Source organism: Variovorax sp. 01N425 (assembly GCF_056399465.1).
Genome location: NZ_JBFTRJ010000010.1, coordinates 208615 through 232635 on the forward strand (window position 1 = coordinate 208615; position 24021 = coordinate 232635).

Genomic DNA, 24021 nt, shown 5'->3' on the forward strand with positions numbered 1-24021 from the left:
GACCCCATGACAACAACAACACCCGCTCGCTGGCTGCGCCGCGGCGTCGCCGCACTGGCCGGCAGCCTGCTGATGCTTTCGTTTTCTTCCACGGCGCAGGCCGGCGCTCCGCAGGTCAAGACCCAGGCGCCGGGCTTCTACCGCACGATGCTCGGCGACTTCGAGGTGACGGCGTTGTTCGACGGCACCATCGACCTCGAGCCCAAGAAGCTGCTCACCAATACCACGCAGGCACAGATCGGCAAGCTGCTCGATCGCGGCTTCGAGAAGGACACCGTGCCCACCTCGGTGAACGCCTATCTCATCAACACCGGCAGCAAGCTGGTGCTGGTCGACACGGGTGCCGGCGGCCTGTTCGGCCCCACGCTCGGCAGCCTGCAGGCCAATCTCAAGGCCGCGGGCTATCAGCCCGAGCAAGTCGACGACGTGCTCATCACCCATATGCACGGCGACCATGTCGGCGGCCTGGTGCAGGACGGCAAGCTGGTGTTCCCCAACGCCACCATCCACGCCGGGCAGGAAGACGCCGACTTCTGGCTCGACAAGGCCAACCTGGAGAAGGCTTCCGCCGAGATGAAGGGCTTCTTCCAGGGGGCGATGGCCTCGCTGAACCCGTATGTGGAGGCCGGCAAGTTCAAGGGCATGAAGGGCAACACCGACCTGGTGCCCGGCATCAAGGCCGTGCCCGCCCATGGCCATACGCCGGGCCACAACATCTACCTGGTCGAGTCCAAGGGCCAGAAGCTGGTGCTGTGGGGCGACCTGATGCACGTGGCCGCCGTGCAGTTTGCGCAGCCGCAGATCACCATCTCGTTCGACGTCGATTCGAAGCCGGCGGCGGCGGAACGCAAGAAGGCCTATGCCGATGCGGCCAAGGGGCGCTACCTGGTCGGCAGTGCGCACCTGCCGTTCCCGGGGCTGGGCCATGTGCGGGCCGAAGGCAAGGGCTACGTCTGGGTGCCCGTGGATTACCAGCAGGTGCGATAGACAGCCGGCCGGCCGGCCGGCTGAAGCTTGAACGGCGCGGGCAGGTGTTGCCGCGCCAGCAGCACGAATGTGCGTGCTGTAGCAAACTCGCCCGACCGCTCCGCTCCACACTCCACGCCAACATGACCCAAGCTCCCCCCGCCCTCGAAGTCCTCCCGCGCGATCTCTCCGCCTACCGCAAGGGCAACGTCGGCATCGACTATGTGCACCGCTTCGAGTCCGGCAAGCCGGGGCCCCACGTGCTGATCAACGCGCTCACGCACGGCAATGAAATCTGCGGCATGACCGCCGCCACGCACCTGCTCGACACCCAGGTGCGCCCCAAGATCGGCACGCTCACCGTGAGCTTTGCCAACGTGGAAGCCTACGAGTCCTTCGACCAGGCGCTGCCCTTCGACAGCCGCCAGCTGGTGCACAACCTCAACCGCATCTGGTCGCCCGAATGGCTCGACGGCACCGAGGACAGCCCCGAGCTGCGCCGCGCCCGCGCGCTGCGGCCGGTGGTGAGCGCGGCCGACCACATCCTGGACATCCACTCCACCAGCCAGCCGGTGATTCCGTTCTGGGTGTATCCCGCCTTCGAGCGCAACGCCGAGGCGGCGCTGGCCATCGGCCGTCCGTCGGTGCACCTGGTGATGCCCGACGGCCTGGGCTCCGGCACGCCGCTGATCCAGCATGGCCGCCATGGCCTGCCCGATGGCAAGGGCGTGGCACTGGTCGCCGAATGCGGCCAGCACTTCCTGCGCTCGGCCTCCGAGCTGGCCACCGCCATCTCGCTCGACTTTTTGGCGCACTTCGGCCTCATCGACAAGGACCCCGCCGCGCCGGCGCCCGGCCCGCAGCGCCGCTTCGAGCTGCTGCAGACGCACGTCATCAGGTCGGAAGACTTCGCGTTCGTGCGCCCGCTGATCGGCTTCGAGACCTTTGACAAGGGCGAGCTGATCGCCACCAACGGCCCGGACGAGATCCGCGCGCCCTGCGACGAGTGCACGATCTTCATGCCCGCGCAGCGGGTGATCGTGGGGCGCGAGGCGGTTTATTTGACGAAGCCGATCTGAGTCGGCGATGAAGCCCTCAAGGCTCCATCAATTTCGAAATCTGTTCGCGAAGTGATGGCAGATCCACAAGACGCTGCGGATCACCTCGGCTCATACTGGCACCGCCTCGCGCAGCACCTGATCACGGAACTTCGGCGGCAAGCCGTTGGGCGTGAGCACGTCGACTTCCATGCCAAGAAGGGCCTTCAACTCGTGCCTGATGGCGCCGATGTCCATGAGAGTGGTCTGTTCCGTAGGTTCGACCAGCAGATCGAGATCGCTGTCGGGTCCGTCTTCTCCACGCGAAGCCGAGCCGAACACTCTCACGCTGCTGACGTGATGACGCAGTGCGATCTCGCGGATGCGGACGCGGTGCTGTGACAGGGCTTCAGAAGGACGCATGGGGCGCAGTGTAGTGCGGCTGTGGGTTCAATTCACGCCGCAACGAACAACGCCGGATCCACCATCGCCCGATTGAGCATCACGGACCAATGCAGATGCGGTCCCGTCACGCGCCCGGTGGCGCCCACGGCGGCGAGCTGCTCGCCGGTCTTCAGCACGTCGCCCACCTTTGAATCGATGCGGCTCAGGTGGCAATACATCGTGAGCAGGCCGCCGCCGTGGTCGAGCCACACCGTGCCGCCGTTGAAGAAGTAGTCGCCGGTGTCGATCACGCGCCCCGGCAGCGGCGCCAGCACGGGCGTGCCGGTGCCGGCCGCGATGTCCATGCCGCTGTGCGGATTGCGCGACTGGCCGTTGAACACGCGGCGCAGGCCGAAGGAGCTGGAGCGGCGGCCGGGCACGGGCACGCGCATCTGCAGCGCGGCGTCGGGCCGCAAGTCGGTGAAGGTGGCCATCACGGTGGCGAGGTGCGCGCGCTCGCGCTCGTAGCGCGCTTCGTCCTCCGGCGACAGGTCGACGGTGCGCGGCGGCACCGTGAGGCGCTGCTCGCGGTATTGCTTGGGGCTCACGGTGTAGGCGATCTGCTTTTCGTTGCCGCCCTCGGTGCGCACCGCGATGCTCGCCTCGCCCGGCACGGCTGCGAGCGGAATGCCCACGAGCGCGGTCCACTCGATGGCGTCGCCCACCACCAGCAGCGGCAGGTCGCTGGAGAAGGCCTGCGGGCGCCTGGCCGCCGGACCGAGCGACAGGCGGGCCACGCCGCCCGGCACCTGCGATGCATGCGGCCAGACCTCCGGCTGCTTCTTTTTGGCCGAGGGAGCCGCCGCAACGGCGCGCGCCGAGGCCAATGCCACGAGGCCGAAGGTGCCGAGCAGGGCGGAGCGGCGGCCGAGGCCGGATGGAGCGGATTCGGGAAGCGAGGGATGCATGGCGTTGAACTCGAGGCTTGCGAAGCGAACAAACAAGGGCGCAGCGAACACAAAGGAACCGGACATGAACATCCGAGCACTGGGCCGATGGGGCTTGATGGTAAGCGCGGCCGCGCTGGCCGCCGGGTGCAACAGCACCGCGATCCGTGTAGGCGGCGCGCCCGAGGCGAGCATCAAGAACTGCGTGGCCGCGGCCTCGCGCGAGTTTCGCGTGCCGGCGTCGAGCGTCGTTGCGGACAGGGGCACGACGCCGCGCGACGGCGTCTACACGATCAACCTGAAGATCGGCGCGCAGGGGCGACCGGCGCTGTGCACGACCGATGAGAACAGCGCGGTGCTGGGCGTGGTCTACAAGCGGGCGCAATAGGCAATAGAAAACCGGCGCCATTGCGGCCGCCGGTTTTGTACGAGCAGGGGGCGGTCTTACTTGCCCCAGCTGTCCCGCATGCCCGCAGCGCGATTGAACACGCGCTTGCCGCCGGCACTCGCCTTCGCATCGAGCACGAAGTACCCGTGCCGCTCGAACTGGAATGCCGCACCGTCCTGCGCCTTGGCCAGCGACGGTTCGACATACGCGGAGCAAACCTCCAGGCTCGTCTTGTTGAGCTCGTCGAGCAGCTCGCCGCTGCCCGGATTGGCCGCCGCAAACAGCCGCTCATACAGCCGCACCTCGGCCTCGACCGCATCGGCCGCAGCCACCCAGGTGATGTTGCCTTTCACCTTGATGGCGTCCGCGCCCGGCGTGCCGCTCTTGGTGTCGGGCACCAGCGTGGCCTGCACTTCGACGAGCTTGCCGCTCGCGTCCTTGGTGCCGCCGGTGCATTCGATGACGTGGCCGTACTTGAGGCGCACCTTGTTTCCCGGGAACAGGCGAAAGAACCCCTTGGGCTGCACTTCCTCGTAGTCGGTGCGCTCGATCCAGACCTCGCGGCCGAGCTTGAATTCGCGTTTGCCCATTTCGGGGTGGTGCGGATGCACGGGGGCGGAGCAGTCGTCGAGCACGTCGTCGCCGCCCATCAGTTCGCCCCAGTTGGTGATCACCAGCTTGACCGGGTCGAGCACGGCCATGGCGCGCGGCGCGATGGGGTCGAGGGTGTCGCGCAGCGCGGCTTCCAGGCTCGCGTAGTCGATCCAGCCGCCGGACTTGGTGGTGCCGCTGCGTTCGCAGAACAGGCGCAGCGCCTCGGGCGTGTAGCCGCGGCGGCGCAGGCCCGCGAGGGTGGGCATGCGCGGGTCGTCCCAGCCGTCGACGTGCTTTTCCTGGACCAGTTGGCGCAGCTTGCGCTTGCTGGTGAGCACATGGGTGACGTTGAGGCGCGCGAATTCGTACTGGCGCGGATGCGGGCTTGCGATGAGGCCGCCTTCGGCCAGGCGGTCGAGCAGCCAGTCGTAGAAGGGGCGCTGGTCTTCGAATTCCAGCGTGCAGATGGAATGGGTGATCTGCTCGAGCGCGTCCTCGATGGGATGCGCAAAGGTGTACATCGGGTAGATGCACCACTTGTCGCCGGTGTTGTGGTGTGTGGCCCGGCGGATGCGGTAGAGCGCCGGGTCGCGCATGTTGATGTTGGGGCTCGCCATGTCGATCTTGGCGCGCAGGATGGCGGCGCCGTCAGGCAGCTGGCCGTCACGCATGGCGCGGAAGCGGGCGAGGTTTTCTTCCGCGCTGCGGCTGCGGAACGGGCTGTCGGTGCCGGGCGTGTTGAAGTCGCCGCGGTTGGCGCGGATTTCCTCGGCGCTTTGCTCGTCCACATAGGCCAGGCCGGCGCCGATCAGGTATTCGGCGGCCCGGTACATGAAGTCGAAGTAGTCGCTTGCGAAGTATTCGTGCGGCTGCAGGGTGCCGGGGGCCGTGGGGCGGTCGGCCAGGTGGGTTTCGTAGCCGAGCCACTGGACGGCGTCGCGGATGGAATCGACGTATTCCTGCTCTTCCTTCTCCGGGTTGGTGTCGTCGAAGCGCAGGTGGCAGACGCCGCCGTATTCCCTGGCCAGCTCGAAATTCAGCCAGATGCTCTTGGCGTGGCCGATGTGCAGGTAGCCGTTGGGCTCGGGCGGAAAGCGCATGCGCACCTTGGCCGGGTCGGGCATGCCCTGGGCGTGATGGGCGGCGTCGCCGGGCGAGCCACCCCATTTGCGGCCAGAATAGGCCCCCTGCGCAAGGTCGTTTTCGATCACGTGGCGCAGGAAATTGCTCGGTGCAGCGGCTGTTTTTGCGCTGTCTTTGTCGGTCGGGGAGGTCATTGCGGCATTCTAGAACGCACCCCCTGCCGGTTACCTTTGGCTACGTTCTTCACATTGCGGCGGGCAACCGCTTTGCATTTGGCGCGTTCAATACACACATGGGCGGGAAACGCCCCAACAAGGAGTCCAACATCATGAGCCTCACACGTTCAACCTTCTTCAAATGGGCCGCCGCGAGTGTCGTGGCAGCCGGTGCATTGTTTGCGGCCACCTCGGCCAGTGCCCGTGGCGACGTGAGCTGGTCGGTCGGCGTGGGCCTGCCAGGGGTTGCCGTGGGTGTGGGCGCTCCGGCCTACTACCCGGCGCCGGTCTATACGGCCCCCGCGCCGGTGTATTACGACGCGCCGCCGCCCGTGTACTACCGTCCGCCGCCGCCGGTCTACTACCGTCCGGCCCCGGTGTACTACGCGCCGCCGGCGTACTACGGACCGCCGCGCTACTACGGTCCGCGCGGCTACTACCACGGCCATCGCCACTGGCGCTGAGCGGCTCCGCAGGCGGCAAGCAGCCGCCGGATGAAAAAGCCGACCTTCCGGGGTCGGTTTTTTTATGCGCGAACGCCGCACCCGCTATTTCACATGGCGCGAAACAGGTGGCCGTAGAGCCGGCTGACGGGGATTTTCTCGGGTCGGCCGCGCAGGTCGAGGTGCAGCTTGCCGGCCTCGTCGCGGTGCACGGCCTCGATGGCCGAGCTGCGCACCACCACGGCGCGGTGCACCTGCCAGAAGATTTCGGGGTCGAGCTGGGCCAGCAGCTGCTTGAGCGGCGTGCGGATCAGGTATTCGTGCGTGGCGGTGAGCACGCGGATGTATTTGTCGGCGGCTTCGAAGTACAGCACCTCGTCGATCGGAACCATGCGCACGGTGCTGCCGCCGGCTTCGCTGGCGGCAATCATCTTCAGCGGGGCGGTGGAGGCGGCGGGCGGCGCCGACATGCCATTGCCCGCTGCGGCGGCAAGCAGCTCGCGCCACTGCGCGAGGGTTCTCTCCAGCGCTTCGTCGGCGGCGGCAGGAGCTGGCTTTACCCGCAGCTGCGCAGCCAGCGCCTGCTGAAGCCGCAGCACGGTCTTGCGCAAACGCTCGGGCTGCACGGGCTTGAGCACGTAGTCGATGGCCTGCGTCTCGAAGGCGCGGGCGGCGTATTCGTCGTAGGCGGTCACGAAGACCAATTGCGGCATGGGCGCCTCGTCGACGGGCCAGCGGTCGGCCAGTTCGGCGGCGGCGCCCAGGCCGTCGAGGCCCGGCATGCGGATGTCGAAGAACAGCACCTGCGGCAGCAGGCGCAGAGCCTCCCGCACGGCGCTGCGGCCGTCGCCCGCGGTGGCGAGCACCTGCAGTTGGGGCCATGCCGCGGCGAGTTCGGCCTTGAGGGCCTGGGCGAGCAGCGGTTCGTCTTCGGCGATGAGGGCAGTGGAATTCATGAACGGGGCTGCAATGGAAAGCTGAGTGTGGCAAGGGTTCCGCCCGAAGGCCCGGCGGCCAGGCTCATGCGGCCCTGGTCGCCATACACGGTGGCAAGCCGTTCGCGCACCTGCTCGAGCCCGAAGCCGCTGCCTTCGGAAGGCTGCGCTGCATCCAGGCCGACGCCGGTGTCGCTCACTTCGATGATCAACCGGCCGTCGAGCTGCCGCGCGCGCACGTCGATCGCGCCGCCTTCGACCTTGGGTTCGAGCCCGTGGCGGATGCTGTTTTCGACCAGCGGCTGCAGCAGCAGCGGCGGCACCGGCGTGCCGCGCAATTCATCGGGCAGGTCGAGCGTGTAGCGCAGGCGCTCGCCCATGCGCACGGACATCAGCTCAAGGTAGTCGGCCAGCCGTTCGAACTCGGCCGACAGTGGGTGCGACAGGGCGCGCGAGCCGCTGAGCGTCATGCGCAGGTAGTTGTTGAGGCGGTCGAGCATGGCCACGGCGCGCGGCGGATCGGCCGTGATCAGCACGCGCAGGTTGGCCAGCGTGTTGAACAGCATGTGCGGCTCCAACTGCGTCTCCAGCAGTTTGAGCCGGGCTTCGGTGGCGTTGCGCTGCGCCAGGTCGAGCTGGCTGCGCATGTACTTGCTCCGGCCCAGGCTGTAGAAGAAGAAGCACATGCAGACGGTGGCCGTCAGCGTGATGACGATCGTGGTCGCGAGCTTGCGTTCCGTGAAGTTGCCGAAGTCGAGCAGAGGCTGGTGGGTCCAGGCATCGCCGATCGCATTGCCCCCCAGGAAGCCCACCGCCACGCCGCCTGCCACCAGCAGATAGCCCCAGGGGCCGGGCGGCCAGAGCACTTCACGGTGGCCGCTGATCAGCAGCCGGCCCACGTCGATGAAGAGCCAGCTGATCAGCCCGATCGACAGCGAATACACCATCTGCGCCCCCCAGTCCCCGTGCTGTGTGATGGCCAGCGCGGCGGCAATGAAGCAGCAGAACACGACGGTGATCAGGCCATGCCGCAGCATGCCCCGGACGTTCTCCGCGCGGAAACGAGGGAGCGCTTCAACACTCATCCGCGCTCCCCGGGATGCAGCGCTCGCCGTTCGCGTTCCACCAGCCGGTCATAGAAGCCGCCGCCGGGCGCGACGAACCAGATCACGGCGCCGTGGATCAGGAGGCCCAGGCCCCAGCCCATGAGCGGATACACGGCCCAGGTATGGCCGCGCGATGCGGAGAGGGCGACCAGCCCGAGGTTCACCAGCACATAGACGAAGGCATGGATGTACCAGCCCATCTTGGCACCGGCGCGGCGGCGGGCGAGTTTTTCGATGTCGGGACGGGACGCGTTCTGAAGGGTGGGGTTCATGACAACTCCTTGAATTGAACCGGAATGAATTCGGGGGCGGACGGCGGCTGCGCTGGCGACGATTGCAGCGCCGCCCGCTGCCGCAGCTCCTCGGTCGTCTCGCCGGGCCCGTCGGGCCGCCAGCCCGGCGGCTTGAAGAGGTAGCCGACGAAAGCCCGCACCGAGCGCGCCGAGCGCAGGTCGCGCAGCAGCGCACGCCAGTGGGTGAACTCGATCTCGAGGATGTTGTTGGAGACGATCGGCTGCACCAGCCCGTAGCGGCAGGGCAGGTCGGCGCGCTCGGGGATGTAGGTGCCGAACAGGCGGTCGAACACGATCAGCACGCCGCCGTAGTTGCCGTCCAGGTACTCGAGGTTCGAGGCGTGGTGCACGCGGTGGGCCGAGGGCGTGTTGAGCACCCATTCCAGCGGGCCGAGCTTGGGAATCCAGGCCGCGTGGATCCAGAACTGGTAGAGCAGGTTCAGCGTGAGCATCAGCAGGATCACCTTGGGCGGCATGCCCAGCAGCGGCGCGAGCATGAAGAAGGCGAGCGTGCCGCTGAGCCGGCCGGTCCAGCCGAAGCGGTAGGCGGCCGACAGGTTGAGCTGGTTCGGCGAATGATGGATGGCATGCGTGCACCAGAACCAGCGCACGCGGTGGGCGGCGCGGTGGTACCAGTAGTAGCAGAACTCCTGGCCGATGAAGCAGGCGACCCAGCCGCTCCAGTGGTCCATGGGCAGCGTGAAGAGCCGGTGGTTCCAGAACCAGTCCATGGCGCCGGTCCAGAAGGCCAGCGGCAGCAGCCAGCGCAGCGGGTATTCGCGCACCAGGAAGTCGACCACCGAGACGCCGGCCGCCTTCCAGTCGTAGCTGCGCCAGCCGTGGCGCCACGACAGCACCAGTGCTTCGGCAATGGAGGCGGCGAGCACCACCGTGACGGCAATCTTGAGGATCAGAAAGAGCACGGCCATGGTGGTTCCTGGAATGTGGGCGTCGGCGATCTTAGGCTGCGCGGGCACCGGCCGCCACCGCGTCGGTGCTGATCGCCAGCTTCCACAGCCGCACGGCGCGTGCCACGAAGATGCCGCTGAAGGCGCCGTACAGCATCGGAACGCCGACCTCGAAGGCGGCCTGCTGGCGCAGCTCGGGGTGCATGGCCAGGGACGCGCCCACCACGTACTTGGTGAAGAAGATGCCCATCATGAGCAGCAGCGGCACCGCGCTGCCGGCCACGTGGAACTCGCGCGCCGCACGGTCGTAGCGCGTGCTGGCGGGCAGCGGGCTCTGGAGCACCAGCAGCACCAGCGCGGCGGCCGCCACGGCCCAGCCGAGCAGGGGGCCGGGCGAATCGCCGAAGGCCGAGATCACGCCGGCCAGCGAAAGGCCGGTCATGGCGATCGGTATCACCGTGACCTTGGCCAGGCTGACGCTGCCGGACAGCAGCTGCCTGCAGCCCAGCCACACGAGGAGGACGAAAACGGCGAAGACCCACTTGGGGGTGTGAAGAATGATCTGCAGCAGCATGGCGTTTCTCCGGGTTGAAAGACGATTCGATGGAGCGGACTGTGCCGGCGCCCCCGCGCCGCCGCCACGCTCCTGCGACGAAATGCAGATCGGCGGCGCCAGCCGCAGCGAACCGGCGCGAAATGCAGCCCTTGCACGCAGCTTTACCGGCGCTTTACGGTTCATAAGACAGGCGCGCTACGATGCGGCGCTCCACTAGCGGCTGTACTTGCGCACTGCCACACCTCATGGAATCTCCGAACTCCGAGCCTTCTTCCGGCGATTCGCCTGCCGTCCCACCGGCAACTCCCCCTTCTTCGTCTCCGCCTGCGCGGCCGCCCTCGCGTCGCAGGCTCTGGCTCGGCAGCCTGATCGCGCTGGTGCTGCTGCTGGTGCTGGGGGGCGGCGCCTGGTACCTCATCAACCGCAAGGGCAGCTCCGCCGGCGGGCCGGGCTTCGGCGGCGCGACCGTCACGGTGGGCCACGCGGCGGCGCGCGAGATCGAATTGCCGGTGACCATCGATGCGCTCGGCACGGTCACGCCGCTGGCCACCATCACGCTCAAGGCGCAGGTCGGCGGCGTGCTGACCGAGGTGCTGTTCACCGAAGGGCAGACTGTGGCAAGGAACCAGCTGCTCGCGCGCATCGATCCCAGGCCCTATGAGCAGGCGCTGATGCAGGCCCGCGGCACGCGCCAGCGCGACGAGGCGCAGCTCGAGGCCGCGCGCGTCACGCTCGCGCGCTACCGCACCCTGCTGGGGCAGGACTCCATCGCCCGGCAGGACGTCGACACCCAGGCCGCGCTGGTCCGCCAGCTCGAAGGCACGGTCACCACCGACCTGGCCGCCGAGGCCGCCGCCAAGCTGAACCTCGACTACACCCGCATCACAGCGCCGGTGGCCGGCCGCATCGGCCTGCGCGCGGTGGATGCGGGCAACACCGTGACGGCCAACGCGACCACGGGCATCGCGGTCATCACGCAGATGAACCCGATCGACGTGCAGTTCTCGGTGCCGCAGGACCGCGTGCCCGACATCCAGGCGCAGCTGGCCAAGGGCGAGCCGCTGCCGGTCACGGCCTTCGACCGCACCCGCGCCGCAACGCTCGACACTGGCACCTTCTCCACGCTCGACAACGTGGTCGACACCACCACCGGCACGGTCAAGGCCAAGGCGCGCTTCGGCAATGCGCAGACCACGCTGTTCCCGAGCCAGTTCGTCAATGTGCAGATGCTGCTGCGCAAGGTGCGCGCGGTGGTGGTGCCGGTGACGGCGGTGCGCACCGGTCCCAACGGCGACTACGTCTATGTGATCAACGAGGACCGCACGGTGTCGATGCGCGCGGTGAAACGCGGCGAGGCCAACGTCGAGGTGGTGGCCATCACCTCGGGCCTGAAGGCGGGCGAGAACGTGGTGACCGAGGGCGGCGACCGCATCAAGGACGGCGCGGTCGTGCAGCTGCAGGGCGACCGGCCCGCGGCAGGTCCGCGCGGCGGCGCTTCGGGGCCGCGCGGTGCGGCTTCGGGCCCGCGTGGGCAGCGCGGCGAAGGCAGTGGGGAGCGGCGGCGCCAGCGTCCGCCGCAATGACCGGCAGCAACAGCAATCCACGGAACAAGCGAGCGCGTCCGCGATGAGCCCCTCCCGCCCCTTCATCGAACGGCCGGTGGCCACGGCGCTGCTGATGGTCGCCATCGTGCTGGCCGGCCTCGTGGGCCTGCGGCTCCTGCCGCTGGCCGCGCTGCCGCAGGTCGACTACCCGACCATCCAGGTGCAGACCCTCTACCCCGGCGCCAGCCCCGAGGTCATGAGCCGCACCGTCACGGCTCCGCTGGAGCGCCAGTTCGGCCAGATGGCGGGGCTCAACCGCATGAGCTCGGTGAGCTCGGCGGGCGTGTCGATCGTCACGCTGCAGTTCGCGCTCGACCAGACGCTGGACGTGGCCGAGCAGCAGGTGCAGGCCGCCATCAACGCCGGCGGCTCGCTGCTGCCGGCCGACCTGCCGGCGCCGCCCGTGTACGCCAAGGTGAACCCGGCCGACGCGCCCATCCTCACGCTGGCCGTGAGCTCCGGGACCATGCCGCTCACCGAGGTGCAGAACCTCGTGAACACACGGCTCGCGCAGAAGATCAGCCAGGTCGGCGGCGTGGGGCTGGTGTCGCTTTCGGGCGGGCAGCGGCCGGCCGTGCGCATCCAGGCCGACACCAACGCGCTCGCGTCGGTGGGCATCGGGCTGGACACGCTGCGCAGCGCGATCACCGCGGCCAACGCCAACAGCGCCAAGGGCAGCTTCGACGGACCGCGGCGGGCCTACACCATCAATGCCAACGACCAGCTCGTGACGGCGGACGACTACAAGAACCTGATCGTCGCCTGGAAGAATGGCGCGCCGGTGCGCATGACCGACGTGGCGCGCGTGGTCGACGGTGCCGAGAACACACAGCTGGGCGCATGGGCCGCATTGCGCGCGGGCGAGCGGGAACCCGTGCTGTACCCGGCCATCATCCTTAACGTGCAGCGCCAGCCCGGCGCCAACGTGATCGGCACGGTCGATGCCATCAAGAAGCAGCTGCCCGAGCTGCAGGCCTCGCTGCCGGGCTCGCTCAAGGTGGAGGTGCTGAGCGACCGCACCACCGGCATCCGCGCCTCGGTCTCGCACGTGCAGCTGGAGCTCGGGCTGGCCGTGGTGATGGTGGTGCTGGTGATCTTCTTCTTCCTGCACAGCGTGCGCGCCACGGTCATCGCCAGCCTGGCGGTGCCGATCTCGCTCGTGGGCACCTGCGGGCTGATGTACCTGCTGGGCTACAGCCTCAACAACCTGAGCCTGATGGCGCTGACCATCGCCACCGGCTTCGTGGTGGACGACGCGATCGTGATGATCGAGAACATCGCGCGCTACCTGGAGGAGGGCGACCCGCCGTTCAAGGCCGCGCTCAAGGGGGCCACGCAGATCGGCTTCACCATCATCTCGCTCACGGTGTCGCTGATCGCGGTGCTGATTCCGCTCTTGTTCATGGGCGACGTGGTGGGGCGGCTGTTCCGCGAGTTCGCGGTCACGCTGGCCATCACCATCCTGATCTCCGCCGTGGTGTCGCTCACGCTGGTGCCGATGATGTCGGCGCGCTGGCTCAAGCCGCAGGCCGAGGAGGGCGGGCGCTTCGGGGCCAGCGTGCAGCGCCGCGACGGCGACGGGCCGCCCCTAGGCGGCGCAGCCCCCTCGGGGGGCAGAGAGCCACACGAAGTGGGCGAACGTGGGGGCGGTTTCCTTGATCGCGTGATTGCGCGCTACGACGTGTGGCTGCAATGGGTGCTGCGCCACCAGCCGCTCACGCTGGTGGTGGCGGTGGCCACGCTGGCGCTCACGGTGCTGCTCTACGTGGTGATTCCCAAGGGCCTGTTCCCGACGCAGGACACCGGCCAGCTGCAGGCGCGCATCGAGGCCGCGCAGGACGTGTCGTACACGCGCATGGCCGAGCTGCAGCAGCAGGCCGCCAACGCGATCCTGGCCGACCCCGAGGTGGCCAGCGTGAGCTCGGTGGTGGGCGTGGACGCCGCCAACAACACGGCGCTGAACACCGGCAGCATGCTCATCAACATGCGCGCCGACCGCGGCAACCAGGAAGCCACGATGCAGCGCCTGCGCGAGCGCGTGCGCGCCGTGGCCGGCGTCACGCTGTACCTGCAGCCCACGCAGGACCTGACCATCGACGCCGAGACCGGCCCCACCGAATTCCGCGTCTCGCTCGAAGGGGTGGACACCAACACCGTCGACGCCTGGGCGCAGAAGCTGGTGGAGCGCCTGCGCACCGAGCCGCTGGTGCGCAACCCCACCACCAACGCGGGTGCGAAGGGCCTGGCCGCCTACGTGGACATCGACCGCAACACGGCCTCGCGCCTCTCGGTCACGGCCAGCTCGGTGGACGACACGCTCTACAGCGCGTTCGGCCAGCGCATCGTCTCGACCATCTTCACCGAGACCAACCAGTACCGCGTGATCCTGGAAGCGCAGCGCGAGGCATTGGCCTCGCCGCAGCTCCTGGGCAACCTGCAACTGCGCACCGGCGGCGGCAGTGCCACCACGCTCTCATCGATTGCCACGGTGCGCGAGCAGGCCGCGCCGCTGCAGGTGACGCACGTGGCGCAGTACCCGGCCGCCACCGTGGGCTTCGACACGGCCGACAACGTGGCGCTCGGAAAGTCGGTGGCGGCCATTCGCGCGGCGGCCAAGGAGATCGGCATGCCCGCGAGCATGACCATGAGCTTCCTGGGCGCGGCGGGGGCCTACGAGAAATCGCTTTCCAACCAGCTGTGGCTGATCCTGGCGGCGGTGGTGTGCGTGTACATCGTGCTGGGCGTGCTGTATGAGAGCTACATCCATCCGCTGACGATTCTCTCGACACTGCCTTCGGCCGGCGTGGGCGCGCTGCTCGCGTTGATGGTCACGGGCAACGACCTGGGCGTGATCGGCATCATCGGCATCATCCTCTTGATCGGCATCGTCAAGAAGAACGCGATCATGATGATCGACTTTGCCATCGACGCCGAGCGGCGCGAGGGCAAGTCGCCGCAGGAGGCCATCCACCAGGCGGCGCTGCTGCGCTTCCGGCCCATCCTCATGACCACGCTGGCGGCGCTTTTTGCGGCGCTGCCGCTGATGTTCGGCTGGGGCGAGGGGGCCGAGCTGCGCCGGCCGCTGGGCCTGGCCATCTTCGGCGGGCTGGTGGTGAGCCAGGTGCTCACGCTCTTCACCACGCCGGTGGTCTACCTGGCCTTCGACCGCATGGGCCGGCGCTTCGGGCGCAAGCGGGAGGCCGCAGCCGCATGAACCTGTCCAGGCCCTTCGTCGAGCGCCCGATTGCGACGGTGCTGCTGACCATCGGCATTGCACTGGCCGGGATCGCGGCGTTCTTCGTGCTGCCTGTGTCGCCGCTGCCGCAGGTCGACTTTCCCACCATCTCGGTCACCGCCAGCCTCTCGGGCGCCAGCCCGAGCACCATGGCGTCGAGCGTGGCCACGCCGCTGGAGCGGCGGCTCGGGGTGATCGCGGGTGTCAACGAACTCACCTCGACCAGCTCCAACGGCTCCACCCGCATCAGCCTGCAGTTCGACCTCAAGCGCAACATCGACAGCGCCGCGCGCGAGGTGCAGGCGGCCATCAACGCGGCGCGGGCCGACCTGCCCGCCACCCTGCGCAGCAACCCCATCTACCGCAAGCGCAACCCGACCGCCGCGCCCATCGCGATCCTGGCGCTCACCTCCAGGACGCGCACGCCGGGCCAGATCTACGAGGCCGTGTCCAACATCGTGAGCCAGAAGCTCTCGCAGGTGGAGGGCGTGGGCGAGGTCGAGATCGGCGGCGGCTCGCTGCCGGCCGTGCGGGTGGAGCTGGAGCCTTTCTCGCTCAACCGCTTCGGCATCAGCAGCGAGGACGTGCGCGCCGCCATCCAGGCCAACAACGCCAACCGGCCCAAGGGCGCCATCGAGAACGACGAGCGCCGGCTGCAGATCTACACGCCCTCGCCGGGCCGCCATGCCGTGGAGTACCGCGACATGGTGATCGCCTGGCGCAACGGCTCGGCCGTGCGGCTGGGCGACGTGGCGCGGGTGATCGACAGCGTGGAGAACACGCGCACGCTGGGCCTGTTCAACGGCCAGCCCGCGGTGATCGTGCTGGTCACGCAGGAGCCGGGCGCCAACATCATCGACACCGTGGACGGCGTGCGCGAGCTGCTGCCGGAACTGCGCGCGCAATTGCCGCAGGACATCGAGGTGCAGGTGGCCTCCGACCGCACCAACTCCATCCGCGCCTCGCTGCGCGAGATCGAGGCCACGCTCATGATCTCCATCGCGCTGGTGGTGCTGGTGGTGGGCCTGTTCCTGCGCCGCGCGCGCGCCACCATCATTCCGGCGGTGGCCACGGTGGTGTCGCTGCTCGGCACCTTCGGCGTGATGCATCTGCTGGGCTACAGCCTCAACAACCTGAGCCTGATGGCGCTCACCGTGGCCACGGGCTTCGTGGTGGACGACGCCATCGTGGTGCTGGAGAACACCAGCCGCCACATCGAGGCCGGCATGGGCCGCATCGAGGCCGCATTGCGCGGCGCGCGAGAGGTCGGGTTCACCGTGCTGTCGATCAGCCTGTCGCTGGTGGCGGTGTTCATTCCGCTGCTGTTCATGGACGGGCAGATCGGCCGGCTGTTCCGCGAATTCGCGGTGACGCTGTCGGTGTCGGTGCTGATCTCGCTGGTCATTTCGCTCACCACCACGCCCATGATGTGCGCCATGCTGCTGCGCGCCGAGGAGCCCGGCGCGAAGCCGCCGGGGCGCCTCGCGCGCATGGCCGAGAGCGTGTACCAGTGGAGCCTGCGCACCTATGCCCACAGCCTGGACTGGGCGCTCGCGAGCAAGGCCGTGGTCGTGGTGGTGCTGCTGGCGGTGGTGGGCCTGAACGTGTACCTGTTCTCCGCCATTCCCAAGGGCTACTTCCCCGAGCAGGACAACGGCCAGCTCAACGCGGGCCTGCGCGCGGACCAGAGCATTTCGTCGGTGGCGCTCAGCGACAAGCTGCGCCAGGCCGTCGACATCATCCACAAGGACCCGGCCGTGGACACCGTGGTGGGCTTCTCGGGCGGCAGCCGTTCGGGCGGCGGCTTCATGTTCGTCAACCTGAAGCCGCTGTCGCAGCGCACCGAGAAGACCGCAGCCGTCATCAACCGGCTGCGGCCGCAGCTCAACCAGCTCACCGGCCTGCGGGTGTTCCTGAGCCCGGTGCAGGACCTGCGCATGGGCGGGCGTTCGAGCAATTCCACCTACCAGTACACGCTCAAGGGCGACAACCTGGCCGACCTGCGCACCTGGACCGCCAAGCTGGCCGACCGGCTGCGCCAGGAGACCGCGCTCACCGACGTCGACAGCGACCAGGCCGACAACGGCGTGGAGACCTTCGTCGACGTCGACCGCGAAAGCGCCGCGCGCCTTGGCGTGACTTCGAGCGCGGTCGACAACGCGCTCTACAACGCCTACGGCCAGCGCTCGGTCGCCACCATCTACGACGAACTCAACCAGTATTCGGTGATCATGGAGTGGGCCCCGCGCTACCAGCGCGCGCCCGTGGTGCTGAAGGACCTGTACGTGCCTTCGACGCTCACCACCAGCACCACCGCGAGCGGCGCCACCACGGTGAGCTCGCTGGCCAACACCACCGACGCGAGCACCGGCACCTCGACCACCACCTCGGCCAACCCGGGCCTGCGCACCGCTTCCACCGGCCAGGCGCTCGCGGCCAGCACCACGCTGATGGTGCCGCTCTCGGCCATTGCCAAGGTCAGCGAGCGCGCGGTGCCGAGCTCCATCGACCACCAGGACACGGAGCTTGCGAGCACCGTCTCGTTCAACCTGGGCGAAGGCGTGACGCTGCAGGACGCGCGCCGCATCGTCGCGCAGGCCGAGGCCGACATCGCGATGCCGGTCAACGTGCGCGGCAGCTTCCAGGGCACCGCGCTTGCGGCGCAGCAGTCGCAGGGGCAGCAGCTCGCGCTCATCCTGGCGGCGATCGTGGTGATCTACATCGTGCTCGGCGTGCTCTACGAAAGCCTGATCCACCCCATCACGGTGCTGACCACGCTGCCTTCGGCGGGCGTGGGCGCGGTGCTGGCGCTGCTGCTGTTCCGCATGGAGTTCTCGATCATTGCGCTGATCGGGCTCTTCCTCTTGATCGGCATCGTGAAGAAGAACGCGATCCTGATCATCGACTTTGCGCTCGAGGCCGAACGCGCGCGCGGCATCTCGGCCGTGGAAGCGGTGCGCGAGGCCTGCATGCTGCGCTTCCGGCCGATCCTCATGACCACGCTGGCAGCTGCGCTGGGCGCGCTGCCGCTGGCCATCGGCTTCGGCCAGGGCGCCGAGCTGCGCCAGCCGCTGGGCGTGGCGATCATCGGCGGCCTGATCGCGAGCCAGCTGCTCACGCTGCTGACCACGCCGGTGGTCTACGTGCTGCTCGACAAGCTGCGCCGGCGCTCGGGCAACGAGCGGCACCTGAGCCGCGCCGCAGCCTCGCCGACCTGAACAGAAGAATGAACGAAGCTGCCATGACACACCGACAACGCATCCTTTCGCATCTGCCCGGCAGGCTGTCCGCGCTCGCCTTGGCGGCCGTGCTGGCCGGCTGCGCCGTGGGCCCCGCCTACGAAGTACCCACCTCGGCTGCGCCCGCCGGCTGGAAGGAGCAGAAGACCGCCGAAGGCTGGCTGCCCGCCGCGCCGGCCGATGCGCTCGACCGCGGCGAATGGTGGAAGCTCTTCGGCGACGCCACGCTCGACGAACTGGCCGCCCGCGTGCAGGTGTCGAACCAGAACATCGCCGCGGCCGTGGCCAACTACGCGCAGGCCCAGGCGCTGGTGCGGGGCGAGCGCGCTGCGCTGTTCCCCACGGTATCGCTCGACGGCAGCGGCCGGCGCAGCGGCAACATCGGCGGCACCAGCAATGCGGCCAATGCGTTTTCGGCGACGCTCGGGGTCGACTGGGCGCCCGACGTGTGGGGGCGCCTGCGGCAGGCCGTGAGCAGCGCGCAGGCCAATGCCGAGGCCAGCGAGGCCGACTTGGCGTCGGCGCGCCTGTCGGCCGTCGGCGACCTGGCCACCAACTACTTTTCGCTGCGCGAGGCCGATGCCGAGATCGTGCTGCTCGACCAGACCATCGAGGGCTACCAGCGCGCCTTCGAAATCACCAGCAACCGCTACAAGGCCGGCATCGCGGCCCAGACCGACGTGCTGCAGGCGCAGACCCAGCTGGTGAACGCGCAGGCCGAACGCGTGGGCCTGCAGCGCACCCGCACCACGCTGGAGCACGCCATTGCCATGCTGGTGGGCGTGGCGCCGGCCGATTTCAGCCTGCCCGCGGCGCAGTGGACGCCCACGGTGCCCGGCATTCCGACGGGCGTGCCTTCCACGCTGCTGCAGCGCCGGCCGGACATCGCGGCGGCCGAGCGCGCGGTGGCTGCGGCCAATGCGCAGATCGGCATCGCGCGCTCGGCGTACTTCCCCAACTTCGGGCTCAGTGCCTCGGTGGGCAGCAGCGCGAGCCGGGTGAAAGACCTGTTCAACGCGTCCAATACGCTGTGGGCGCTGGGTCTGTCGGTGGCGCAGGTGGTGTTCGATGCGGGCGCCATCGGCGCCACGGTCGACTCGGCCAAGGCGGCGCACGAAGCCAGCGTGGCGCGCTATCGCCAGACCGTGCTCACCGCCTTCCAGGCGGTGGAAGACCAGCTCACTGCCGGCGCCGCACTGGCGCAGCAGGAAGGCCTGCGGCGCGAGGCCTCGGCCGCGGCCGACAAGACCGAGCAGCAACTGCTCAACCGCTACCGCGCGGCCCAGGTGAGCTACACCGAGGTGGTCACTGCGCAGGCCGCCGCCCTCGGCGCGCGGCGCACGCTGGTGCAGCTGCAGGTGAATCGCCAGACCGCCGCGGTGGCGCTGATCCAGGCCCTGGGCGGCGGCTGGCATGCCGGCGGGGCGGGCGGCACCGTGTCGTCCACGCCTTCGACGGCGCAGGCTGCCCCTTCTCCGCAGCGCGGAGTGAAGTAGCTGCCGGGGAGGGCGGCTGCCCGTCCCCTCAGCCCGCTGCACGTGGCGCGCGGGGCCGCTTCTCACGACGCGATCGCCTGCGTGCTCAATGCGCGTGGCGATCCATGCTCCCGCCCAGGTAGTCCTTGTCGGTGACAAGCACCCACAGCGCGAGCACCAGGATGGCCGCAGCCACGAGCACCGCGTTGACCATCGCGTTCTCCACGGTGGCAAAACCGAGCACCCAGGGCGACACGGCCAGCCAGATGGCGAGTGCGCCTTCGGTCCACTCTTCCCATGCACGCGGTACCAGGGTCGCTCCCAGCGCCACGGCGCCCAGCACGACACCCGTCGCCACTGCGCTCCACATCGCGGCAGTGACGCCCTGGAAGCCCAGGACCCAAGGCGAGATGATCAGCCACGCACCCAGGGCGACGTTGACCGGATCTTGCCAATGCTTCACTTGCTTCATGGTCATTACCTCCTGTCGCGACACACAACCGCGACAGCGGTTGGACCATGCCGATCCGGCGGGGTTCCGCGATGCGGCGCTGCAGCATGCAATCGAGCCTGCCGGGCCTAGCCTCCGCGCGCCACCGGCGCCACCAGGTAGGCACCCGACTCGAACAGCTGCGCCTCGGCCTGGTCGATGCGCCGGATCACCGGCTTGCCCGCGCGGCTCGCGAGCAGCTCGACCAGTGCCTCGGTCACGGCCACGCCGGCCGCCACCGAAGGAAAGAACGAGGGGCTGTTGATCGTGAAGAGCAGCGTTTCGTCCGCCAAGAGCGACAGCGGCGAGGCCACGCTGTCGGTGATGGCCACGATGCGGCAGCCGGCCGCCCGGGCCGCCTCGGCCACCTGCAGCGCCTCGCGCGAGTAGGGCCTGAAGCTGGCCACCACCAGCGCGTCGCCCTTGGCGAAGGCGCGCTGCTGCATTTCGAGCGAGCCGCCCTGGCCATCGACCAGGTGCACGCTGGCGCGGAAGAGCCGGTACACATAGACGAACGAGAACGCGATCGGAAAGCAGGCCCTGAAACCCGCCGCATGTACCGCCGGCGCCTTCTCGATCAGCGCGCAGGCCTTTTGCAGCGCCTGCTCGCTCTGCTGGTGCGTGGCCTCCAGGTTGCGGCGCTGCACCTCGAACATCTCGGCCGTGAGGCTGCGGTCCTGCGCGCGGCCGATCAGCTGCTTGGCGCGCCCGCCATAGGTTTCGCTGGCCAGGCCCATGTCGCCGGCAAAGGCTTCCTTGAGCTGCGGCCAGCCCGCATAGCCCAGGTGCTGCGCGAAGCGCACCAGCGTGGCGGGCGTGCTCTGCGCGCGCGTGCCCACGTTGCGCATCGACGCGGTCACCACCTCGTTGGGATGGTCGAGCACGTAGCGCGCCACCTGCTGCAGGGCGGGGCTCAGTTCGTTGAAACGCTGGCGGATCTGGTCTCTGGCGCCCATGGCGGTGTCTCTCTTCTGGCGGTCGTTGGAACGAATGTACCGGACATGGAACGCTGGAACAGTTGACGGAACAAATGTTCCAAACAATAATCCGGTGGAAACGTTAGTTCCAGAACCGAACAGGCCAGCCACCCGCCATGACGCACGTCTTCCACCGCCACCTTCGCCACACCCCGCCGGTTGCCGCCGGCTCCAGCGGCATGTTCATCCGCGATGCCGAAGGGCGCGAATACCTCGACGCCTCTGGCGGCGCGGCCGTGTCTTCGCTCGGCCACGCGCATCCCGAGGTGCTGGCCGCCATGCATGCGCAGCTCGACAAGCTCGCTTATGCCCACACCAGTTTCTTCACCAGCGAAGTGGCCGAGCAGCTGGCCGACGAGCTGATCGCTTCCGCGCCCGAGGGCATGAGCCACGTGTACCTGGTGAGCGGCGGCTCCGAGGCGGTGGAGGCGGCGCTCAAGATGGCGCGGCAGTATTTCGTCGAGACCGGCCAGCCGCAGCGCACGCACTTCATCGCGCGCCGCCAGAGCTACCACGGCAACACGCTGGGCGCGCTGGCCGTGGGCGGCAACGCGTGGAGGCGCGAACCGTTCGCGCCCATCCTGGTGCCGGCCACCCATGTGGCGCCGTGCTATCCGTACCGCGAGCAGCGCGCCGATGAAAGCGCCGAGCAGTACGGCCTGCGCCTGGCGGCCGAGCTCGAAGCGGCCATCGTCGCGCAGGGTGCCGACCGCGTGATCGCCTTCGTGGCGGAAACGGTGGGCGGCGCGACGGCCGGCGTGCTCACGCCCGTGCCGGGCTACTTCAAGGCGGTGCGCGCGGTGTGCGACAAGTACGGCGTGCTGCTGATCCTCGACGAGGTGATGTGCGGCATGGGCCGCACCGGCACGCTGCACGCCTGCGAGCAGGAGGGCGTGGTGCCCGACCTGGTCACCATCGCCAAGGGCCTGGGCGGCGGCTACCAGCCGATCGGCGCGGTGCTGGCGCAGCGCAGGATCGTCGAGGCCATGTCCAGTGGCAGCGGCTTCTTCCAGCATGGCCACACCTACCTCGGCCATCCGATGGCCTGCGCGGCGGCGCTCGCGGTGCAGCAGGTGATCCGGCGCGACGGCCTGGTCGCCAAGGTGCGCGAAGACGGCGCGGCCTTCGGCGCGATGCTGGCCGAGGCGCTCGGCGGCCACGCCCATGTGGGCAACATCCGCGGCCGCGGCTTCTTCTGGGGTATCGAGCTGGTGGCCGACCGCGCGAGCAAGGCGCCGTTCGATCCGGCGCTGAAGCTCCACGCGCTCATCAAGAAGGACGCGATGTCGCGCGGCCTGCTGTGCTACCCCTTCGGCGGCACGGTCGACGGCCGGCAGGGCGACCACGTGCTGCTTGCGCCGCCCTTCATTGCCACGCGGCAGCAGCTGCAGGAGATCGCGGCCCGCCTCGCGGCTTCGATCGATGCGGTGACGCGCGCCGCCGCGCGCTGACCGCTTCGCTGCCGATTTTCTTTCGCCCGTTTTCTTCCACCGCCGTTCCGAGGAGCGCTTCCATGCCCAAGCTTCGTCTGCCGATTCCTTTCGGTGCTGCCGCTCTCGCGGTGGCCTTTGCCGCCCTGTTGCCGCACGTGGCCGCGCAGGCCCAGGAGAACGACACGCTCTCCAAGATCAAGGCGAGCGGCGCCATCACCTTCGGCTACCGCGAGTCGTCGTTCGGCTTCTCGTACCTCGACGGCAACCTGAAGCCGGTGGGCTACAGCATCGAGATCTGCAACCGCATCGTCGAGGCGGTGAAGAGCGAACTCAAGCTGCCGGCCATCGAGATCAAGTACCAGGCCGTGACCTCGGCCAACCGCATTCCGCTGGTGCAGAACGGCACGGTGGACATCGAGTGCGGCTCCACCACCAACCTGGTCGAGCGCCAGAAGCAGGTGGCGTTCTCGCCCGACATCTTCCGCTACAACGTGCGCATGCTGGTGAAGGCCGATTCTGGCATCAGGAGCATTGCCGACCTGCAGGGCAAGACGGTGGCCACCACCACGGGCACCACCTCGTTCCGACTGCTGCGCGAGGCCGACAAGGGCCGCAACCTCGAGGTGAACAACCTGGGCGGCAAGGACCACAGCGACTCCTTCCTGCTGGTGGAGAGCGGCCGTGCGCAGGCCTTCGTGCTCGACGACATCCTGCTGGCCGGCCAGATCGCGAATGCGCGCAATCCGAAGGACTTCATCATCACGGGCGAGAGCCTGCGCACCGAGAACCAGTCGCTGATGTTCCGCAAGGACGATCCGGCCTTCAAGGCGCTGGTGGACCGCGTGGTGTCGGGCATGATGAAGTCGGGCGAGATGGAGAAGCTCTACAACAAGTGGTTCATGTCGCCGATTCCGCCCAAGGGCATCAACATCAACTATCCGCTCAACGCCGAGACGAAGGAGGCCTTTGCCAACCCGTCGTCCAAGGGCATCTGACCCTTCCTGCCGCATGACCCGCATCGCACTGATCCACGCGCTCTCGCACTCGGTTGCGCCCATCAACGCCGCCTTCGAGCGCGACTGGCCCGAGGCCGTGCGCATGAACCTGCTGGACGACAGCCTCTCGGCCGACCTGGCGCGCGGCGGCAAAGGGCTCGACGCGGCGATGCACGAGCGCTTTCAGCGGCTCGCGCAGTACGCGGTCGACACGGGCGCCGAGGGCATCCTCTTCACCTGCTCGGCCTTCGGGCCCTGCATCGAGGCCGTGGCGCAGCGGCATGCGGGCATTCCGGTGCTCAAGCCCAACGAGGCGATGGTGGCCGAGGCCGCGCAAGGGCAGCAGGGCCGCCTCGGCCTCATCGCCACCTTCGCGGCCACGCTGGTGTCGATGCCGCCGGAGTTTCCGCCGGGCATCGCGCTCGAGCCCATGCTGGCCGAAGGCGCGCTCGACGCGCTGAACGCCGGCGACACGCAGCGGCACGATGCGTTGATTGCCGCCCAGGCGGCGGCGCTGCGCGAGCGCGGCTGCACGCGCATTGCGCTTGCGCAGTTCAGCATGGCGCGCGCGCGTGCCGCCTGCGAAGCGGCCAGCGGCCTGCCGGTGCTCACCACCGTCGACAGCGCGGTACGGGCCCTGCGGCTGCGCACGAATCGGGCTCTTCGATAAAGCCCGCAGATGCCAGGGGCCAGCTGAACCTGGCCTGACTCGATGCCT

General features: G+C 68.7%; 21 protein-coding genes. 11 read left to right on the forward strand and 10 right to left on the reverse strand.

What is annotated here, in order from left to right; translation table 11 throughout:
* Positions 1-6 precede the first annotated feature (6 nt).
* Together AC1DSC_RS19685 and AC1DSC_RS19690 are read left to right on the forward strand one after the other, a co-directional pair.
* Complete coding sequence (locus tag AC1DSC_RS19685; RefSeq protein WP_012748715.1) at positions 7-987, forward strand: MBL fold metallo-hydrolase; 981 nt, start codon at positions 7-9, stop codon at positions 985-987.
* A gap of 122 nt (positions 988-1109) precedes the next feature.
* Positions 1110-2045: a M14 family metallopeptidase gene (locus AC1DSC_RS19690; RefSeq protein ID WP_012748714.1), complete on the forward strand. Its 936-nt coding sequence runs from the start codon at positions 1110-1112 to the stop codon at positions 2043-2045.
* Positions 2046-2135: 90 nt separating this feature from the next.
* On the opposite strand, the gene AC1DSC_RS19695 is transcribed toward AC1DSC_RS19690, so the two are convergent.
* Complete coding sequence (locus tag AC1DSC_RS19695) at positions 2136-2426, reverse strand: nucleotidyltransferase family protein (protein WP_012748713.1); 291 nt, start codon at positions 2424-2426, stop codon at positions 2136-2138.
* A 32-nt stretch (positions 2427-2458) separates the two neighbouring features.
* The gene (locus AC1DSC_RS19700; RefSeq protein ID WP_041945712.1) at positions 2459-3355 is read right to left on the reverse strand and encodes a peptidoglycan DD-metalloendopeptidase family protein; all 897 of its coding nucleotides are present in this window, start codon (positions 3353-3355) and stop codon (positions 2459-2461) included.
* A 64-nt stretch (positions 3356-3419) separates the two neighbouring features.
* Here AC1DSC_RS19700 and AC1DSC_RS19705 point away from each other — a divergent pair, with 64 nt between their 5' ends.
* Positions 3420-3722: a hypothetical protein gene (locus AC1DSC_RS19705; RefSeq protein WP_230537924.1), complete on the forward strand. Its 303-nt coding sequence runs from the start codon at positions 3420-3422 to the stop codon at positions 3720-3722.
* A 56-nt stretch (positions 3723-3778) separates the two neighbouring features.
* On the opposite strand, the gene AC1DSC_RS19710 is transcribed toward AC1DSC_RS19705, so the two are convergent.
* Positions 3779-5593 carry a glutamine--tRNA ligase/YqeY domain fusion protein gene (locus AC1DSC_RS19710; protein ID WP_012748710.1) on the reverse strand — a complete coding sequence of 605 codons (1815 nt, stop codon included), beginning with the start codon at positions 5591-5593 and terminating at the stop codon, positions 3779-3781.
* A gap of 134 nt (positions 5594-5727) precedes the next feature.
* Here AC1DSC_RS19710 and AC1DSC_RS19715 point away from each other — a divergent pair, with 134 nt between their 5' ends.
* Positions 5728-6078 (forward strand): hypothetical protein, encoded by a 351-nt coding sequence (locus tag AC1DSC_RS19715; RefSeq protein ID WP_012748709.1) that lies wholly within the window; start codon positions 5728-5730, stop codon positions 6076-6078.
* An 89-nt stretch (positions 6079-6167) separates the two neighbouring features.
* Here AC1DSC_RS19715 and AC1DSC_RS19720 read toward each other — a convergent pair whose 3' ends face one another.
* From AC1DSC_RS19720 to AC1DSC_RS19740, 5 genes are read right to left on the reverse strand one after another with little or no spacing between them, the layout of a single operon-like run.
* Positions 6168-7013, reverse strand: coding sequence for a LytR/AlgR family response regulator transcription factor (locus AC1DSC_RS19720; RefSeq protein ID WP_012748708.1), 846 nt, complete (start codon positions 7011-7013; stop codon positions 6168-6170).
* On the reverse strand, positions 7010-8077 hold the full coding sequence (locus AC1DSC_RS19725; protein ID WP_012748707.1) for a sensor histidine kinase: 1068 nt from the start codon (positions 8075-8077) through the stop codon (positions 7010-7012). The genes AC1DSC_RS19720 and AC1DSC_RS19725 overlap by 4 nt, the downstream gene beginning before the upstream one ends.
* Positions 8074-8370 (reverse strand): 2TM domain-containing protein, encoded by a 297-nt coding sequence (locus tag AC1DSC_RS19730; protein ID WP_012748706.1) that lies wholly within the window; start codon positions 8368-8370, stop codon positions 8074-8076. The genes AC1DSC_RS19725 and AC1DSC_RS19730 overlap by 4 nt, the downstream gene beginning before the upstream one ends.
* Positions 8367-9320: a sterol desaturase family protein gene (locus AC1DSC_RS19735; protein WP_012748705.1), complete on the reverse strand. Its 954-nt coding sequence runs from the start codon at positions 9318-9320 to the stop codon at positions 8367-8369. The genes AC1DSC_RS19730 and AC1DSC_RS19735 overlap by 4 nt, the downstream gene beginning before the upstream one ends.
* Before the next feature lie 31 nt (positions 9321-9351).
* Positions 9352-10038: a DUF6622 family protein gene (locus AC1DSC_RS19740; protein WP_369663149.1), complete on the reverse strand. Its 687-nt coding sequence runs from the start codon at positions 10036-10038 to the stop codon at positions 9352-9354.
* 62 nt (positions 10039-10100) lie between these two features.
* Between AC1DSC_RS19740 and AC1DSC_RS19745 the strand changes: the two genes are divergently transcribed.
* Genes AC1DSC_RS19745 through AC1DSC_RS19760 form a run of 4 tightly spaced genes read left to right on the forward strand, consistent with a single transcriptional unit; the run spans position 10101 to position 19429 of the window.
* On the forward strand, positions 10101-11438 hold the full coding sequence (locus AC1DSC_RS19745) for an efflux RND transporter periplasmic adaptor subunit (protein ID WP_012748703.1): 1338 nt from the start codon (positions 10101-10103) through the stop codon (positions 11436-11438).
* Positions 11439-11481: 43 nt separating this feature from the next.
* Positions 11482-14673 (forward strand): efflux RND transporter permease subunit, encoded by a 3192-nt coding sequence (locus AC1DSC_RS19750; RefSeq protein ID WP_012748702.1) that lies wholly within the window; start codon positions 11482-11484, stop codon positions 14671-14673.
* A complete protein-coding gene (locus tag AC1DSC_RS19755; RefSeq protein ID WP_012748701.1) occupies positions 14670-17912 on the forward strand; it encodes an efflux RND transporter permease subunit in 3243 nt (1080 codons plus the stop codon). Before AC1DSC_RS19750 ends, AC1DSC_RS19755 begins: the two co-directional genes overlap by 4 nt.
* 8 nt (positions 17913-17920) lie before the next feature.
* Positions 17921-19429 carry an efflux transporter outer membrane subunit gene (locus AC1DSC_RS19760; protein WP_012748700.1) on the forward strand — a complete coding sequence of 503 codons (1509 nt, stop codon included), beginning with the start codon at positions 17921-17923 and terminating at the stop codon, positions 19427-19429.
* An 85-nt stretch (positions 19430-19514) separates the two neighbouring features.
* On the opposite strand, the gene AC1DSC_RS19765 is transcribed toward AC1DSC_RS19760, so the two are convergent.
* Positions 19515-19880, reverse strand: coding sequence for an SPW repeat protein (locus AC1DSC_RS19765; RefSeq protein ID WP_012748699.1), 366 nt, complete (start codon positions 19878-19880; stop codon positions 19515-19517).
* Positions 19881-19987: 107 nt separating this feature from the next.
* Positions 19988-20854 (reverse strand): MurR/RpiR family transcriptional regulator, encoded by an 867-nt coding sequence (locus AC1DSC_RS19770; RefSeq protein ID WP_012748698.1) that lies wholly within the window; start codon positions 20852-20854, stop codon positions 19988-19990.
* 137 nt (positions 20855-20991) lie between these two features.
* Between AC1DSC_RS19770 and AC1DSC_RS19775 the strand changes: the two genes are divergently transcribed.
* The 3 genes from AC1DSC_RS19775 (at position 20992) to AC1DSC_RS19785 (ending at position 23973) form a co-directional block, all read left to right on the forward strand.
* Entirely contained in the window at positions 20992-22326 is a 1335-nt protein-coding gene (locus AC1DSC_RS19775) for an aspartate aminotransferase family protein (RefSeq protein ID WP_012748697.1), read from the forward strand.
* 62 nt (positions 22327-22388) lie between these two features.
* Entirely contained in the window at positions 22389-23303 is a 915-nt protein-coding gene (locus tag AC1DSC_RS19780) for an amino acid ABC transporter substrate-binding protein (RefSeq protein WP_012748696.1), read from the forward strand.
* 13 nt (positions 23304-23316) lie between these two features.
* Positions 23317-23973, forward strand: coding sequence for an aspartate/glutamate racemase family protein (locus AC1DSC_RS19785; RefSeq protein WP_012748695.1), 657 nt, complete (start codon positions 23317-23319; stop codon positions 23971-23973).
* Positions 23974-24021 lie beyond the last annotated feature (48 nt).